The organism is Paenibacillus sp. LS1 (genome assembly GCF_026013365.1).
Taxonomy (GTDB): Bacteria; Bacillota; Bacilli; order Paenibacillales; family Paenibacillaceae; genus Paenibacillus.
The window spans coordinates 36,244-51,902 of record NZ_JAPDOE010000014.1 but is presented as its reverse complement, the minus strand read 5'-3'; the positions used below and the strand labels follow the sequence as shown (position 1 = coordinate 51,902).

13 protein-coding genes are annotated in these 15,659 nt (G+C 47.7%); 11 read left to right on the top strand and 2 right to left on the bottom strand.

Annotated elements, in window-relative coordinates:
* The first annotated feature begins 49 nt into the window (after positions 1-49).
* Both OM416_RS28085 and argH read left to right on the top strand, forming a co-directional pair.
* Complete coding sequence (locus OM416_RS28085; protein WP_017692004.1) at positions 50-1,285, top strand: argininosuccinate synthase; 1,236 nt, start codon at positions 50-52, stop codon at positions 1,283-1,285.
* Between the two features lie 106 nt (positions 1,286-1,391).
* Positions 1,392-2,795, top strand: a complete 1,404-nt coding sequence (argH, locus tag OM416_RS28080; protein WP_264935103.1) for an argininosuccinate lyase — start codon at positions 1,392-1,394, stop codon at positions 2,793-2,795.
* 206 nt (positions 2,796-3,001) lie between these two features.
* On the opposite strand, the gene OM416_RS28075 is transcribed toward argH, so the two are convergent.
* The gene (locus OM416_RS28075) at positions 3,002-3,790 is read right to left on the bottom strand and encodes an alpha/beta hydrolase (protein ID WP_264935003.1); all 789 of its coding nucleotides are present in this window, start codon (positions 3,788-3,790) and stop codon (positions 3,002-3,004) included.
* 131 nt (positions 3,791-3,921) lie between these two features.
* On the opposite strand from OM416_RS28075, the gene OM416_RS28070 reads away from it, so the two are divergent.
* From OM416_RS28070 to OM416_RS28055, 4 genes are all read left to right on the top strand, one after another.
* Positions 3,922-4,545: a YhbD family protein gene (locus OM416_RS28070; protein WP_264935001.1), complete on the top strand. Its 624-nt coding sequence runs from the start codon at positions 3,922-3,924 to the stop codon at positions 4,543-4,545.
* A 14-nt stretch (positions 4,546-4,559) separates the two neighbouring features.
* The gene (locus OM416_RS28065; protein WP_264934999.1) at positions 4,560-5,288 is read left to right on the top strand and encodes a polymer-forming cytoskeletal protein; all 729 of its coding nucleotides are present in this window, start codon (positions 4,560-4,562) and stop codon (positions 5,286-5,288) included.
* Between the two features lie 34 nt (positions 5,289-5,322).
* Positions 5,323-6,006: a hypothetical protein gene (locus tag OM416_RS28060; RefSeq protein ID WP_264934997.1), complete on the top strand. Its 684-nt coding sequence runs from the start codon at positions 5,323-5,325 to the stop codon at positions 6,004-6,006.
* Positions 6,007-6,078: 72 nt separating this feature from the next.
* Positions 6,079-7,635 (top strand): MDR family MFS transporter, encoded by a 1,557-nt coding sequence (locus tag OM416_RS28055; RefSeq protein WP_319951941.1) that lies wholly within the window; start codon positions 6,079-6,081, stop codon positions 7,633-7,635.
* 229 nt (positions 7,636-7,864) lie between these two features.
* Here OM416_RS28055 and OM416_RS28050 read toward each other — a convergent pair whose 3' ends face one another.
* Entirely contained in the window at positions 7,865-9,298 is a 1,434-nt protein-coding gene (locus tag OM416_RS28050; protein ID WP_264934994.1) for a VanW family protein, read from the bottom strand.
* 254 nt (positions 9,299-9,552) lie between these two features.
* Here OM416_RS28050 and ftsE point away from each other — a divergent pair, with 254 nt between their 5' ends.
* From ftsE to OM416_RS28025, 5 genes are all read left to right on the top strand, one after another.
* The gene (ftsE, locus tag OM416_RS28045; protein ID WP_024631580.1) at positions 9,553-10,239 is read left to right on the top strand and encodes a cell division ATP-binding protein FtsE; all 687 of its coding nucleotides are present in this window, start codon (positions 9,553-9,555) and stop codon (positions 10,237-10,239) included.
* Positions 10,229-11,146: a permease-like cell division protein FtsX gene (ftsX, locus tag OM416_RS28040; RefSeq protein ID WP_264934988.1), complete on the top strand. Its 918-nt coding sequence runs from the start codon at positions 10,229-10,231 to the stop codon at positions 11,144-11,146. The genes ftsE and ftsX overlap by 11 nt, the downstream gene beginning before the upstream one ends.
* Before the next feature lie 187 nt (positions 11,147-11,333).
* Complete coding sequence (locus OM416_RS28035) at positions 11,334-12,614, top strand: murein hydrolase activator EnvC family protein (protein ID WP_145149303.1); 1,281 nt, start codon at positions 11,334-11,336, stop codon at positions 12,612-12,614.
* Between the two features lie 136 nt (positions 12,615-12,750).
* Positions 12,751-14,223 carry a S41 family peptidase gene (locus tag OM416_RS28030; protein ID WP_264934985.1) on the top strand — a complete coding sequence of 491 codons (1,473 nt, stop codon included), beginning with the start codon at positions 12,751-12,753 and terminating at the stop codon, positions 14,221-14,223.
* 64 nt (positions 14,224-14,287) lie between these two features.
* Positions 14,288-15,616, top strand: a complete 1,329-nt coding sequence (locus OM416_RS28025; protein WP_264934982.1) for a PDZ domain-containing protein — start codon at positions 14,288-14,290, stop codon at positions 15,614-15,616.
* Positions 15,617-15,659 lie beyond the last annotated feature (43 nt).

Genomic DNA, 15,659 nt, shown 5'->3' with positions numbered 1-15,659 from the left:
GTATGAAGGCTCTGTTTAACTTAACTGATCTTGGGGAGGACCATTGAACATGGCTAAGGAAAAAATTGTACTCGCGTATTCAGGCGGGTTGGACACATCTGTAATTTTGAAATGGTTGAAAGAAACGTACGATGCTGAGATTATCGCCTTCACAGCCGATATCGGACAAAAGGATGAATTGGACGGTTTGGAGGAAAAAGCACTAGCAACAGGCGCTTCCAAAGTATACATCGACGATCTGCGCGATGAATTCGCCAAAGATTTCATCTATCCGATGTTCCAGGCAGGTGCCCTCTATGAAGGACAATACCTGCTTGGCACAAGTATCGCTCGTCCACTGATCGCTAAACGCATGGTGGATATCGCTCGTGCAGAAGGCGCTACAGCCATTGCTCACGGCGCTACAGGTAAAGGAAATGACCAAGTTCGCTTTGAGCTGAACGCGGCTGCACTGACACCAGACATTAACGTAATTGCTCCTTGGCGTCTGGAAGAATTCCGTAACCAGTTCCCGGGACGTGCTGAGATGATCGCTTACGCTGAGAAACACGGTATTCCGGTAACCGCATCTGCGGCTAAACCATACTCCACAGACCGTAACTTGCTGCATATCAGCTATGAGAGCGGTGTGCTTGAAGATCCTTGGTTCGATCCAAGCGCGGACGAGAACAAAGACATGTTCTTGCTGAGCAGTGCACCTGAAGATGCACCGGATCAAGCGGAATATGTTGAATTGGAGTTCGAACAAGGTGACTGTGTTGCACTGAACGGTGAGCGCTTGAGCCCGCTGCAAGTGATGGAGCAACTGAATGAACTGGGTGGCAAACATGGTATTGGCCGTGTAGATATGGTCGAAAACCGTTTTGTTGGGATGAAGAGCCGTGGTGTGTACGAAACACCAGGTGGAACAATCCTGTTCACAGCACATCGCAAAATGGAGTCCATCACGATGGACCGTGAAGTGATGAACCTGCGTGATAGCCTGATCACACGTTACAGCACACTGGTATACAACGGTTTCTGGTTCGCACCAGAGCGTCTTGCATTGCAAGCGCTGGTGACTGAAAGCCAAAAAAATGTAACAGGTACCGTTCGTGTGAAATTGTATAAAGGCAACATCATCGGCGCAGGCGTGAAAAGCCCTGTCAGCCTCTACAATCCGGACATCGCTACGATGGAAGCTGATCCAACGCAAGCCTACGATCAAGGTGATGCAACAGGCTTTATCCGCCTGAATGCACTACGTTTGAAAGTAAACTCCGGTGTGGAGCAAAACAAAAACTAATTTCAACCTGCACAATAGAGCTACATCAATATACATGACAAGGCAGGCCGTTCTTGCACATCTGGCAGGAGCGGCTTTGTCCATGAGCGAAAGGGGAGTACTCACCGTGAGCAAGCTGTGGGGAGGACGTTTTACAAAACAAACCAATCATTTGGTTGAGGAATATACGGCATCGATCAATTTTGACAAAGCTTTGGCAGAGGAAGACATTCAGGGCAGTCTGGCCCATGTGACGATGCTGGGCAAATGCGGCATTCTTCCGGCGGAAGATGTAGAGACCATCAAAGAAGGTCTGATCACCGTTTTGCACAAAATCCGTGCAGGTGAAGTGGAATTCTCCGTATCGGACGAAGACATCCACATGAATATTGAGAAAAACCTGATCGAGACGATTGGCCCTGTAGGCGGAAAATTACATACAGGCCGTAGCCGGAATGACCAAGTTGCAACGGATATGCACTTGTACCTGCGCGAGCGCGTAGTTGGATTTGTGGGCATGCTGCATTCCTTGCAGGAAGCACTGATTGGACAAGCGAAAGATAACCTCGATACGATTGTGCCGGGTTATACGCATCTTCAACGTGCACAGCCAATTTTGTTCGCCCATCACCTGATGGCATATGTATCCATGTTCCAACGGGATGCGGAGCGTCTGATGGACAGCTACAAACGCATTAACATCCTGCCACTGGGCGCAGGTGCTCTTGCAGGCACAACATTCCCGATTGACCGTCATTTTGTGGCGGAACAACTTGGCTTCGATGGCGTTTACGAGAACAGTCTGGACGCAGTAAGCGACCGTGACTTCATCGTTGAGTTCCTGGCGGCAGCTTCGCTGATCATGACTCACTTGTCCCGTCTTAGTGAAGAACTGGTATTGTGGAGCAGCACGGAATTTGGTTTCGTTGAACTGGATGATGCGTTCTGCACAGGCAGCAGCATCATGCCTCAGAAGAAAAACCCGGACGTTCCTGAACTCGTTCGTGGTAAAACAGGACGTGTGTACGGCAACCTGATCGGCTTGCTGACGGTACTGAAATCTCTTCCACTGGCATACAACAAAGACATGCAGGAAGACAAAGAAGGCATGTTCGACACGGTAGCAACGCTGGAGGGTGCACTGCAACTGTTTGCTCCAATGATCGCAACAATGACAGTGAACAAGGCTCGGATGCGTCAAGCGGTCAATCAGGATTTCTCCAACGCTACAGATATTGCTGACTTCCTCGTGGGCGAAGGCTTGCCTTTCCGTCAGGCGCATGAAGTGATTGGTAAAACGGTACTGTACTGCATCCAGAACAGCAAGTATTTGCTGGATCTGACGATTGATGAATTCCGTCAGTTCTCACCATTGTTTGATGACCGGATCTATGGCGTGCTTCAACCTGAAGCGGTAGTGAACGCTCGTAATGTTTACGGCGGAACTGCTTCGGGTCAAGTCGCTGAAGCCATTGGACGCAGCGAGAAGGTACTGGAGATTACCGAGCAATGGATTACGAACCGCGGTTAATATCACCGCTACTGTAAGGTACCCTTACAGATACAGCAGTTCAACAAAGAAGCAGGCCAGAGAACTTTGTTCTCAACGGCCTGCTTCTTTGTGTTTTACAGCGATGTGCTCTAGATATATTGAACCCAACCGCGAACGGAAGGTAGTTTATCTACTATCGGGAGTACCAGTTTAGTTACCCGCGCTAGCTCCATTGCAACTCTCCACTAGTCCCGTTTGGGCAAAGGCAACCATTTCAATACATCCTGGATTTTGGCATCCCAGTAGCCCCACTCATGTTCACCAGGCCCTTCCTCGTATGTCAATTCGAAGTTCGTTTGTTCACAGGCATGCCGGAAGGTTTGATTATCCTCATACAGGAAATCTTCCGTTCCGCAGCATTGGTAGAGCAAAGGTCGAGGACTTTCGCTAGATTGATTTTCTTTTAACAGATGAATCAGATCGTTCTCAGTGCCTGCCACCTCTGGTCCGAAAATACGCTGTAATTCCGTCTGTTGCAATGCTGAGGATGCTTTTCTATCCATATGTGCAGACATATCGAGTGCTCCAGACAAACTGGCAGCTGCAGCATATTGATCCGGTTTACGAAGGGCCAGCTTGAACGCCCCATAGCCACCCATGGATAATCCGGCAACGAAATTGTCCTCCCGTTGATCTGACAGTGGGAAGAAAGAACGAGCAAGTGCCGGGAGTTCTTCACTGATAAAGCTCCAATAACGTCCGCCTTCTACCATATCTGTATAGAAGCTGCGGTGAACCTGTGGCATAACAACAGCGATCCCGAGGTTAGCTACATAACGTTCGATGGAAGTCCGGCGCAGCCAGATGGAATCATCGTCAGACAGACCGTGCAGCAGGTACAGGGTTGGGTGTAGTCCATTGCCAGTCACATTCTCCATACCGATCTGATTGTGGGTTTGTTGCGGCAGAATGACATGCATGCTCGTGCTCAATCCAAGCGTATCCGAGTAAAAATCACATTTAATAAGTGCCATAAGTATAAGAAACCCCTTTCATACTTTTATATTTAACAGGTTATACGCAATGCTCATCGAATGCAATAACAAACGTTTTACAACGTAACAATGTTATGTTACACTGATTTCAATGTAAAGGGGGACCATATATGACGGATGATTTGATCTCCAAGAAAGAGTTGTTGGACCTGACAGGAATCTCATACGGCCAGTTGTACCGCTGGAAGCGGAAAAATCTCATTCCGGAGGAATGGTTCATTCGGAAGTCGTCCTACACCGGACAAGAGACCTTTTTTCCAAAACAACAGATTTTACTACGCATTGACAAGATTCTCAATATGAAAGACGGATTATCGCTGGATGAGCTGGCAGACGTGTTCTCGCCTACGTTGGGTGAAGTGGAGATGTCTGCGCAACAACTGTTAGAGCGAAACATTGTTTCACAAATATCACTGGATTTGTTGCAGGAAGCAGGCCGGGAACAACCGTTATATGCGTTGGAACAGATAATGATGCTCTATGTCCTTGATAAGTTGTTAATGAGCGGAGATATTACGCGGCAAGAGGGCGCGTTGCTGATCGATGTGATGTCTGAACATTATTATCGTTTCACAGGCAAACCTAGCGAACTGGTGCTTACTCGTAAAATGGGTGTCCCATCATTCATGCTGGTGACAGCAGGAACGGAGTTTTATTTTGACAATGGTGTGAAGGTGGTTCTTAGGCAGCCCATGGGAACATTTATGGAAGAATTAAAACTCAAATTGGGATAAGGAGAGGATCATCTATGGAAGAGCGGAATAAGCGGAATGATCTGAATGTGGCGGGCATAAGTCAAACGGCAGGCGGGGAGTTTCACCGTGTATCTATTGATGGCATGGCTAAGGTGAACGGTAATCTAGACTGCACCTCTATGGAAGTGAATGGAACATTGAAGATGCACGGCGCTTTGAGCTCTGAGAGTACAACAATTAACGGTATGTGCACGTTGAATGGCCCTTTGAGCAGTTCTCGTGTTCGTGTGGATGGCATGACGACAATTAACGGAAATCTTAATAGCCCTGAGCTTGAAGTGAACGGGAAGTGTACCGTACGCGGAAGAGTGGACGGGGAACGAATTGATATTGGCGGTGTGATCGATATTGAAGGGGATGTGCAATGTGAGTCCCTGAATGTGCAGGGCAATATTAAGATTAGCGGATTTCTGAATGCAGGAACGGTGGAGATCAGGCTGCACACCTCTTCTTCGGCCAAAGAGATTGGCGGAGAGCGGATTGATATTCGTCGCAAGGAACAACAGAATGGCTTTTGGAAAAGTATTGGTCTCGGCGGTACCCCTTCATTTAAGACTTCCTTAATTGAGGGCGATGAGATTGTACTGGAAGATACCGAAGCTGATATTGTGCGGGGAAGTAACATTCATATTGGTCGTGGCTGTAACATCAGGCTGGTCGAGTATTCAGGTGAACTTGAGGTTGATCAGGATGCCAAAGTAGGAAGCAGTAAGCAAATTTAAAGTTTGGATATGGAGAGAAAGGGAGGGGATCGACATGAGTAACAATCCTGGGCGTTCATTGGACAAAAAAATGGATATCAGCATCGTTGGTGATGGCAGCTCTTCTGGTGGCGTGTACGGCAAGATCAAGGTCGTAGGGGACGCGTCCTTTAACGACAATCTATCTTGTGATCGTTTCAAATGTACGGGTACATCGGTCATATACGGATCGCTTGAATCCACAGAGATTAAAATTACCGGAACCCTTACTCTAACAGAGCGAGAGGCTAGCAACGAGGGTGAGGATGGAATCCAGACATCTGGCCTACATGCCAAAGCTGAGCTTATAAAAGTGGTAGGTGAGCTTCATCTGTCCGGGGATTGTCAGGCGGAAAATATCAAGCTGAACGGACGGTTGACGATAGCGGGGATGCTCAGCGCTGAACACATGACACTCAAAATCATGGGTCCATCCGAGGTCAAGGAAATGGGTGGTTCCATCATCTCGGTGAAGAGTGGCCGGTTGAATGACTTGTTTACGGGGAATAAATCTATCCTCAAAGCACAGATTATCGAAGGTGATGATATTGAATTAGAGAATACAGAGGCCGAGATTGTCCGTGGCGATAAAATAAAAATCGGTCCGGGTTGCCGGATTGGTGCAGTGGAATACCGTTCATCTCTGCAAATTCATCCGCAATCGGAAGTTTTGCTGCAAAGCAATCGGTCCTTGGACTGATTAACGCAGACTTCTTTTCGGATATACTAATGCAGTCATATGAATAGAGCGTGAATGGAGAGATTGAGTACAATGGTTGCACGTAAAAACAGTATTGGATTGGTGCTGGCAGGGTTACTGCTCAGCATACTAATGGCTTCGATGGATAATACCATCGTGGCAACAGCTATGGGGGATATCGTCGGGAAGCTGGGTGGGCTCGACAAGTTCGTCTGGGTTACCTCCGCGTACATGGTGGCTGAGATGGCAGGCATGCCGATCTTCGGTAAGCTATCCGATATGTATGGACGGAAGAAGTTTTTTGTATTTGGTATTATTGTGTTTATGCTTGGTTCAGCGCTGTGCGGAACGGCAACGTCTATTGTGGAATTGACGATGTACAGAGCGATTCAGGGTATTGGTGCGGGTGCACTGGTTCCGATTGCGTTTACGATCATGTTTGATGTCGTTGCACCGGAATCTCGTGGTAAATTGGGTGGGTTGTTTGGAGCGGTCTTCGGCCTGTCTAGTGTATTTGGGCCATTGCTCGGTGCTTACATTACCCAGTATGCGACATGGGAATGGGTATTTTATATCAACCTGCCACTCGGCTTGATTGCATTTGTGTTTATTGCGTTCTTTTATAAAGAATCCCATCAGCATCAATCCCAACAGATCGACTGGCTGGGTGCTGTAACACTGATCGGTGCTGTTGTGTGCCTGATCTTTGGTCTGGAACTGGGAGGCAAAACGTTTGCCTGGGGTTCCTGGCAGATTCTTGGCTTGTTTGCCGGATTTGTATTACTAGCACTGCTGTTCCTGTACGCGGAAACGAAAGCCAAAGAACCAATTATCTCCTTCGGCATGTTCCGCAACCGGGTCTACTGGTCCAGTAACGTCATTGGGATGTTCAGTGGTGCGGCATTCATCACAGCATCCGTGTACATTCCGATCTTCATACAGGGGGTACTCGGTGGTAAAGCGACCAACTCCGGTCTCGTACTGCTGCCCATGATGCTCGGGTCCGTTGTGACGGCTTCCTTGGGCGGGGTGTTGATGACCAAAATCAAGTATCGCAATATTATGATTCCTACGTTGGCTTTGCTTGTTATTGGACTCGGATTGCTGACTACGCTGGATGAGAACTCTTCCCTTTGGACGATACGTATCTACATGGTGATGGTTGGTCTTGGTGTCGGTGCTTCGTTCTCCGTACTTAGCAATGCTGCCATGAACGCGTTTGAACCGCAAAGACGCGGTGCGGCGAGTTCCACGCTTAACTTTTTGCGCTCCCTCGGCATGACGATGGGGATTACGATCTTTGGTATCGTACAGAGCCAGGTATTTACGCGTAAAATGAATGATGCTCTCGCTGGCTCGGCTGGGGAAGCAGCAGGTGGTGCTTCAGCAGGGGGCGTGCCTCAGGGAGTGGATCTGACCGATCCACACGCGTTGCTCTCACCAGAACTTAGACAGGCGATTCCGCCTCAGGTGCTGGATACGATCACACATGCCCTGTCTTCTTCGATCGTGCAGTTATTTGCCTGGGCTGTGATTCCGGCTGCACTAGCGTTGGTCGCTTCCTTCTTCATGGGGAAAGAGAAGATGGTCGTAGGCGAAGAGCAAGGTGAATACACTGGCGGTCACTAAGCCGTTATGTAGTAAACTGTAAGTTACGGTAGTAAAGCTAATCCTAGCTTGATAAAACTCGAATAACTTATCTTGAAAATGTAGAGACACACTTCTCGCTTATCCTCAAAAGGGACGTGAAGTGTGTCTTTTTGTTTTCGTGTGATCCGCTTATGCTTATCCATGAATTACGGCAGGACTTTGTTTGTACTATTCCGTGATCTGTAAGTTGTCGGTTGCTTTGAAAAAATTAAGGCTGTTTCGTATCGCTAATACCATCCTCGACAACAGAAGGTTCTTGTGGATCAGGCAAGCTGCTATGACCTGAGCGGGCAATCAGACGATTCTGAGCTTTGTACGTATCCCGTGTAATCGTTTTGGATTCGACGACTTCGCCGTCCACCCTCTTGGTTCGTACCGTCTCGACAATATATCCCGGCTGTCCGTCTTGCAGCACCTGCTGTGCACCATCAGGCAGTACTGTACTGGACACATATTTCACCGGAACACTTAATGTTTCGATGGTGCGAGATTCAAGGGCATAGCTGACATTCTCCGGGAATGTGCCAAAAAATTTCACCATCAATTGGTGGTTCTTCACCTCTGCATGAATGAGTAAGGATTTTCCTGTATTGTTTTTGAAACGAAAGTTGATAGCTCCCGAGGCAAAGGTGGCATCCAGTCCTTTCGGCAAATATTTGACCGGCAGGGAGTGGTTGCGACGCTCAATAATATCAAGACCCGTCAACAGCGCTGCGTTATACACTGTACTGGATACCTGGCAGATTCCCCCGCCAATTCCGGGGGTCAGTCTTCCATTGACAATGACCGGGGCCTCACGAAAACCATAATCCTTCTCCGCTTTACGGACCACCCTCTCATAATCGAATGTGGCATCCGGTGGCAAAATCATGCCGTTAATCGCTTCCGCTGCTGCGTTGACATTATGTATCCGCCCTTCACTACTATTGCCGAGACCCGTGGAGAACTGGATGATCTTCCGGTCAATGCCTTCCTGGCGCAGGGAATCAAGGGTCACTTCAGGCTTCAGCGTATACAGTGGTACCTGGATCAGCAATGGGGCGGGTTTCTCATCCGGGTTCAGTACACTGAAATCTTGGTGCAGCTTGGTTTGAATGAGACTTGTGAGTGTATCCCAATCAACGCGGCGGACGCCTTTTTCCGGGATATACTGGACTTTGTCACTTGCGGTAATGCGTCGAACGGCGTTCGCAGGTGTACCGAAGGTTTCTTTTTCCCAGGCAGGGTTGAGATGTTCTTGGAGTGATCGTAAGTCGTAACTCATATCCAGAGAGAACTCTTTCGGAAGATGATAACGTGCATAAGCGCGTTCCCATATGCCCCCTTCCTCAAGCTCTTTTATCACGCACTTGAAGCCGTTAACGTTGTAGTTTACACCCACCTGAGCTGCGCTGTACGTCATCGTCTTGGGGTCAGGTTCAGTCAACTCAAGAGTGACAGGCCAGTCCTCGAGCTTTTTGATCTTCTCCTCCAGTTCATGCAGTACATCTTTATGGTTCTTCCCTTCCACTGGCATGCCGCCAACATGAATGTCTTTGGGCAGGGCAGGCTGATTCACGTACATATACAACAATCCATAGGACGCGGAGCCGATCAAGAGGATGGAGAATAGAACAATGACCGTCAAATGTATTTTTTTCATAACCGTACGCTCCTTTATACTTCAGTTGTTCCCGACTTTGTAACACTTTCTATATATATGATCCAATGCAGGAAAACTTTCGGGTACTCAATAGGTAACAAATTTGTTACAATAAACTTCATATGAATCCATGCTTCACCATTGAAACAGGAACGACGTGGATTTTTTCCTGATGAAATTCAGGTCTTTTTAAAGGAAATGCCGGGATTGTGTCGAAATGATAATGGCTAACTATGCGAGCAGGAAGTGATGATGTGATAGAAATGCAGGACGTGTGGAAGACCTACGCCAATGGGACCCACGCATTACAAGGGGTGTCGGTGAAGATCGACCGCAATGAATTTGTCTATATCGTCGGTCCGTCCGGCGCAGGCAAATCGACATTTATGAAATTGATGTACAGAGAAGAAGTTCCGACCAAAGGACAAATATCCATTAACGGATTTAATATTGGTAAGTTGAAGCCAAGAAAGATTCCTTATGTGCGTCGTAACATCGGCGTTGTGTTCCAGGACTTTCGTCTGCTGCCACGGATGACCGCATTTGAGAATGTGGCATTTGCCATGGAAGTTATTGAAGCGCCGAAGCGGCATATCAAGAAACGAGTCATGGAAGTGCTCGACTTGGTGGGTCTGCGCAGCAAGGCGAATCGTGAACCTTCACAGCTCTCAGGTGGGGAACAGCAACGTATTGCGATTGCACGGGCTATCGTCAATAACCCATCGGTTATTATCGCGGATGAGCCTACAGGTAACCTTGATCCGGAGACGTCATGGGGCATTATGCAACTGCTGGATGAGATTAATTTCCGGGGAACAACCATTGTTATGGCGACCCACAACAAAGATATCGTGAATACGATGCGTAAACGGGTAATCGCCATTGAACGTGGACAGATTGTACGGGATCAGATGAGAGGGGAATACGGTTATGAATTTTAGTACTCTCTTGCGCCATCTGCGGGAGGGATTCAAAAACGTATTCCGCAACGGCTGGATGTCTGTGGCCTCCATCATGTCCATCATTGTGTCGCTGTTGATTCTTGGCGTGTTCATGCTGTTGGTGCTCAATGTAAATTCCATGGCGAATCAAGTTGATAGCCAGGTGGAGATCAGCACGTTCCTTGAACTGAATGTGGACGAGAACCTGCGTAACACACTGGAGCAAGAAATCAGCGCGATGCCTGAAGTAAGTGAGATTCGTTTTGTTTCCAAGGAAGAAGGACTCAAGGAGTTCCGTGAACGTCTTGGAGCGAGTGCAGATAACGTGCTTAGCGGTTTCGATGTGGATAACAACCCACTGCCGGAGACCATTGAAGTAGAGGTCATTGAACCGGAAACCGTCACTTTTGTGGCGCAAAAAATCGAAGCCCTGAACGAAAAACACCCGGAGAAGCCGATCATGAAAGTGAACTACGGCAAGGAAACGGTGGAAGTATTGTTCAAATTTACGAAGCTTGTTCGTAATATCGGATTTATTTTTGTCGGGGGACTGGGTCTGATGTCCATGTTTCTGATCTCGAATACGATTCGCGTAACGATTCTGGCCCGTCGCCGGGAGATCGGCATTATGAAGCTGGTTGGCGCAACCAACACCTTTATTCGCTGGCCTTTCTTTATTGAGGGTGCACTTATTGGATTTATTGGCTCGGTCATTACGGTTGGGGTGTTGTTCGTTGGATATAGCCAGTTAATGAACACGATTGGTCAGGATGTCTTCATGCAGATGCTTAACTTGATTCCTCTCGGCGAAATCTGGTTGCTGTTTGGAACACTGTTGATCGGACTCGGTGTGCTGGTAGGTATTTTGGGAAGTACACTTTCCATTCGAAAATCACTCAACGTTTAATCTTGTTTTCAATGATCGAATTGCAGAATATGTCGAAAAGAATGGTAAAGCAGGTTCATTAATGGACGCTGTTTGACGATATGTAGGAAAGACGGAGTCTTTTAAGTTGGAAGAAAGCAAAGAACATGCTGTTCACCACCTGTGCAGGTTGCTTTCTTGTGAAATCATAGGATGGGGGATCATCATTTTGAAAAAAACTGCTTCGCTGCTGGCCCTAACGTTATTGGCCGGTATGACGCTTCAACCTTCTGACGGATATGCCAAGAGTAGCATCAGCGATATTGACCAGCAGATTCAGCAACTGGAGAACAAGGCAGCTACTGCCAAGCAGGAGCAGAAAAAAGCCGCTTCCAACAAAAAGGAAGCTCAGCATTACAAGAACAAAACCAATGCTTATCTGAAGGTTGTCATGGAACAGATCAATGTCGTTAGTGATGAACTCGCCAGTGTATCCTTGCAAATCGAGAACACGGAGGAAGATCTCCGTACAACCAAGAAAGACCTTCAAGCGGCAGAAGAACGTATTGTTGCAAGGGAGAAACTTTTGGAGTCACGCGTGCGTCTGATGTATACGGACGGTGCTGTATCCTATCTGGATGTATTGTTGTCCTCCACCAGCTTCACTGACTTTTTGACCCGTGCGGATTCACTCAAAACAATCGTGGATCAGGATCAGCATCTGCTGGATGAGCACAAAGCGGACAAGCAACTGGTTGTGGACAAAAAGGCAGAACTGGATGTGCAATATGCTGAAGCCAAGAGCCTGTATTCACAGAAGAAACAGCGTAAGTCCCAATTGAATGAAAAAGAAGCGGAAAAGCAAGTGCTTCTCGCTTCATATGATGCTAAGATTGAAGAATCAGAAGAGCTGACACAAGAGCAGGAAGATGTATTGATGCAGATTGCCAGCAAACGTTCAGCACTTCTTCAAGAGAAAAATAAATTGCGTGAACAACAGGCAGCAGCCGCAGCCAAAGCAAAAGCCGCCGCAGCCGCTCGGGCGAAGGCAGCAGCCAAGGCTCCAACTAGAGTCAGCTCGGATAGCAGTAGTGAGCCTACCTATTCGTCCGGTAATGGTATCTTCTCAAGACCGGTATCTGGAGGACGTATTTCTTCTCCATTCGGTCCCCGTACCCATCCAATTACGGGTGTAGTGGGTAAGATGCATGCTGGTGTCGATTTCGCTGTGCCTGTGGGAACCTCTGTACATGCTGCCTCCGGCGGAATTGTAATCATGGCTGAATGGTATAGTGGTTATGGCTATACGGTTATTGTGGATCATGGTGGCGGACTATGGACGTTATATGGTCACTTGCGCGAAGGTGGATTTAAAGTCAGCAAGGGGGACACCGTGAGCAAAGGTGATACCATTGCTGAATCAGGAAATACAGGAAACTCTACTGGACCTCACTTACACTTTGAAGTACGAGATAATGGTACAGCAGTCAATCCAATGAACTATTTGTAATTTCCTCATCCACAGACCGAATGGAAAAAACATATTCCGTACAAGCTAGACATATACTAAGCTGGCATGTTCAGGGAATAGATTCTGGCAATCATGGAATCTGACACGCTTCAAAACTAAAGGCGGTGACAAACGGATGATGAAAAAAAGATCGGCGCTACTGCTTGTCATTGTGGGTCTGCTTGGCGGTAGTTTACTAACCCTGGTATTAATGACTTATCCGGGAATAGCGAGCCAGGCCACACCGGGCGAAGGTTTGCTGGCCAGTGTAACCGGCAATACGCAGCAGAAGAACGATTTGAAGAAGATTGAAACCGCAATGGATTTGATCTCAAGCAACTATTATAAAGATGTGGATCAGACCAAATTGATTGACGGTGCGATCAACGGCATGATGGAATCCCTTGGTGATCCGTACTCCAACTATATGGGGCAGGAAACAGCTGCTCAGTTTGAAGAGTCGATCGAAGGTTCATTTACCGGTATTGGTGCAGAGGTATCCTCACAGGATGGAAACGTGGTTGTAGTTTCCCCGATCAAAGGATCACCTGCCGAGAAAGCGGGTATTCGTGCGAAAGACATGATTATGTCTGTAAACGGAGAATCCCTGCAGGGATTGGAACTGAACAAGGCTGTTAACAAAATCAGAGGCCCTAAAGGCAGTGAAGCGAAGGTACAGGTTAAACGTGCCGGATCTTCCGAACTGATTGAATTTGTTATTGTACGGGATGACATTGATTTGGAGACCGTATATGCTCACATGGAGGACGGCGGCATTGGTGTTATTGCCATTACCCAATTCTCTCTTAATACAGGTGATCGCTTCAAGGAAGAATTGGCGAAGCTTGAGAAGCAGAACATGAAAGGCCTAGTCATCGACGTACGGAATGACCCAGGTGGTGTACTGCAAGTCGTCATTGATATTGCTGAACAATTTGTTCCTAAAGGCAAGGTTATTGTGCAAGTCGAAGACAAGAACGGCAAAAAGGAACAAAGTAAATCCAATGGATCAGCGAAAGCTTATCCAGTCACAGTCCTGATGAACAAAGGCAGTGCGAGTGCGTCGGAGATTTTGGCCGGTGCATTACAACAGTCAGCAGGTGCTAAGTTGATCGGTGAAAACTCCTTTGGTAAAGGAACCGTACAGACGAGTTATGACAAACAAATGGGTGATGGCAGCTTGCTGAAGATCACCATTGCCAAGTGGCTCACTCCGAATGGGGACTGGATTCATGAAAAAGGGATCAAACCGGATATTGCGGTAGACCAACCGGATTATTTCTCGGTGGCACCGATTAACAAAGAGAAGTTACCACTGAAATATGACAGCAATAGCACGGATGTGAAAAGTGCGCAGACGATGCTGAGAGGACTCGATTTCAAACCGGATCGTGTGGACGGATACTACGACCAGAAGACAGAAGAAGCGGTCAAGGCATTCCAGCAGCAAAAAGGCATGCAGGCTACAGGCCAGATTGACGAGAAAACCGCTGAATCACTGGAAGCGGCTCTGATTGAACGCATTGCCAATCCTCAATATGATGCACAGCTGAAACGCGCGATCGAAAATGTCTCAAAGGATATTTCGTCCGCAGTGTCGAAGCCATAAAGAAGGCTGATTTTCAGCCTTCTTTTTTTCTGAACCGGCTGAAGGAGAGGGGTGACCGACCACAATGGAATGGGTATGGCCGTGGTTAACTACATTAGGGGAAGCTTTGTTGCAGTTGTTTATTCAGCCGTTTTATTATATTGCGGTGATCCTGATTGCGCTGATCTATCATCGTCAGTTACTACAGGAGCGTAAATTGTTTCATGTCCGTTTGCAAAGCTCGATAACACAGACGATTCGTGCAGTGCTCGGAGGCATACTCATCGGTACCATTGTCTCAATCGTGTCCCTATTTCTCGGTGCACATCTTACGCTGGGAAGTCTCATATGTATATGGGCTGCAACGTTAGTTCTATCCTTGTTCCGTATCCGATATCTGTGCTTTGCCTACGCGGCCGGGTTGCTGGGTGTGTTGCAATTTGGTTTGAATCTGGCCTCAGGCTGGCAACCATCGGGTTGGATGGGCAGTATTACGGAGACTCTACGTACCTTGGATATGCCTGCACTGCTTGTTCTGGCGGCCCTCCTACATATGGGTGAAGCCCTGCTGGTACGTATGCAGGGAGTATCGATGGCATCACCGCTTCTCTTCGAGGGAAAACGCGGGAAACTGGTTGGTGGATATCAACTCCAACAGTTCTGGGCCATTCCCCTACTGATTCTTGTTCCCGTCACAGGAGGTGGCGCGGAGCTGGCATGGAATCCACTTATGAATGCAGGACATAGTTATATGCTGGTTGCGTTGCCCATCATGCTCGGGTTTGGTGAGATAACGCAGAGTATGCTTCCTGGACAGAAGGTGCAGATCACATCCAAGCGTTTGATGATCTATGGGACAACCTTGCTCGTGTTCAGTTTGCTTGCTTCTTGGTGGTCTCCACTCATGGTGGTTGCTGCATTGATTGCATTTATTGGACATGAATTTTTGTTATGGTACAGCGCGTTTGAAGAGCAAAATCGCAGTCCGGTATTTGTTCATCCGCAGCATGGGTTGAAGGTATTGGCTGTTATTCCGGAGAGTCCTGCTGCAGATTTGGGGATTGAAGCAGGAGAGACGTTGTACAAGGTGAATGGTAAGTTGGTACATTCACCGGAAGAGTTGCATCGTGCTCTGCGGATGAACCCTGCTTTTTGCAAGCTTGAGGTGCGAAATCACCAGGGAGAAAGCAAGTTCATGCAACGGGCGATCTATGAAGGGGAGCATCATCAGCTTGGGATCATTATGGCACCGGACAATCACGAGGTATGGGCGATTCGATTACGTCCACTGACGCTGTTCCATATTGTTAACCTCAAATTGTTTGCCCGCCTGAAGAAACCACATAAGGATGAAGCTCCACTGGCATTGCCGCCTGCCCCTGTGGTCAGTGACAATGGTTCTGTAGAGATGTAAATAGGCATAAGTGATGAAGTGGTTTGCATAAATCAAGCAATGA

What these genes read in the sequence shown, in the direction of transcription:
- OM416_RS28085 (WP_017692004.1), top strand. Translation starts at nt 50, where the DNA reads ATGGCTAAGGAAAAAATTGTACTCGCGTATTCAGGCGGGTTGGACACA.
- OM416_RS28075 (WP_264935003.1), bottom strand. Translation starts at nt 3,790, where the DNA reads ATGGCACTTATTAAATGTGATTTTTACTCGGATACGCTTGGATTGAGC.
- OM416_RS28070 (WP_264935001.1), top strand. Translation starts at nt 3,922, where the DNA reads ATGACGGATGATTTGATCTCCAAGAAAGAGTTGTTGGACCTGACAGGA.
- OM416_RS28065 (WP_264934999.1), top strand. Translation starts at nt 4,560, where the DNA reads ATGGAAGAGCGGAATAAGCGGAATGATCTGAATGTGGCGGGCATAAGT.
- OM416_RS28060 (WP_264934997.1), top strand. Translation starts at nt 5,323, where the DNA reads ATGAGTAACAATCCTGGGCGTTCATTGGACAAAAAAATGGATATCAGC.
- OM416_RS28055 (WP_319951941.1), top strand. Translation starts at nt 6,079, where the DNA reads ATGGTTGCACGTAAAAACAGTATTGGATTGGTGCTGGCAGGGTTACTG.
- OM416_RS28050 (WP_264934994.1), bottom strand. Translation starts at nt 9,298, where the DNA reads ATGAAAAAAATACATTTGACGGTCATTGTTCTATTCTCCATCCTCTTG.
- ftsX (WP_264934988.1), top strand. Translation starts at nt 10,229, where the DNA reads ATGAATTTTAGTACTCTCTTGCGCCATCTGCGGGAGGGATTCAAAAAC.
- OM416_RS28030 (WP_264934985.1), top strand. Translation starts at nt 12,751, where the DNA reads ATGATGAAAAAAAGATCGGCGCTACTGCTTGTCATTGTGGGTCTGCTT.
- OM416_RS28025 (WP_264934982.1), top strand. Translation starts at nt 14,288, where the DNA reads ATGGAATGGGTATGGCCGTGGTTAACTACATTAGGGGAAGCTTTGTTG.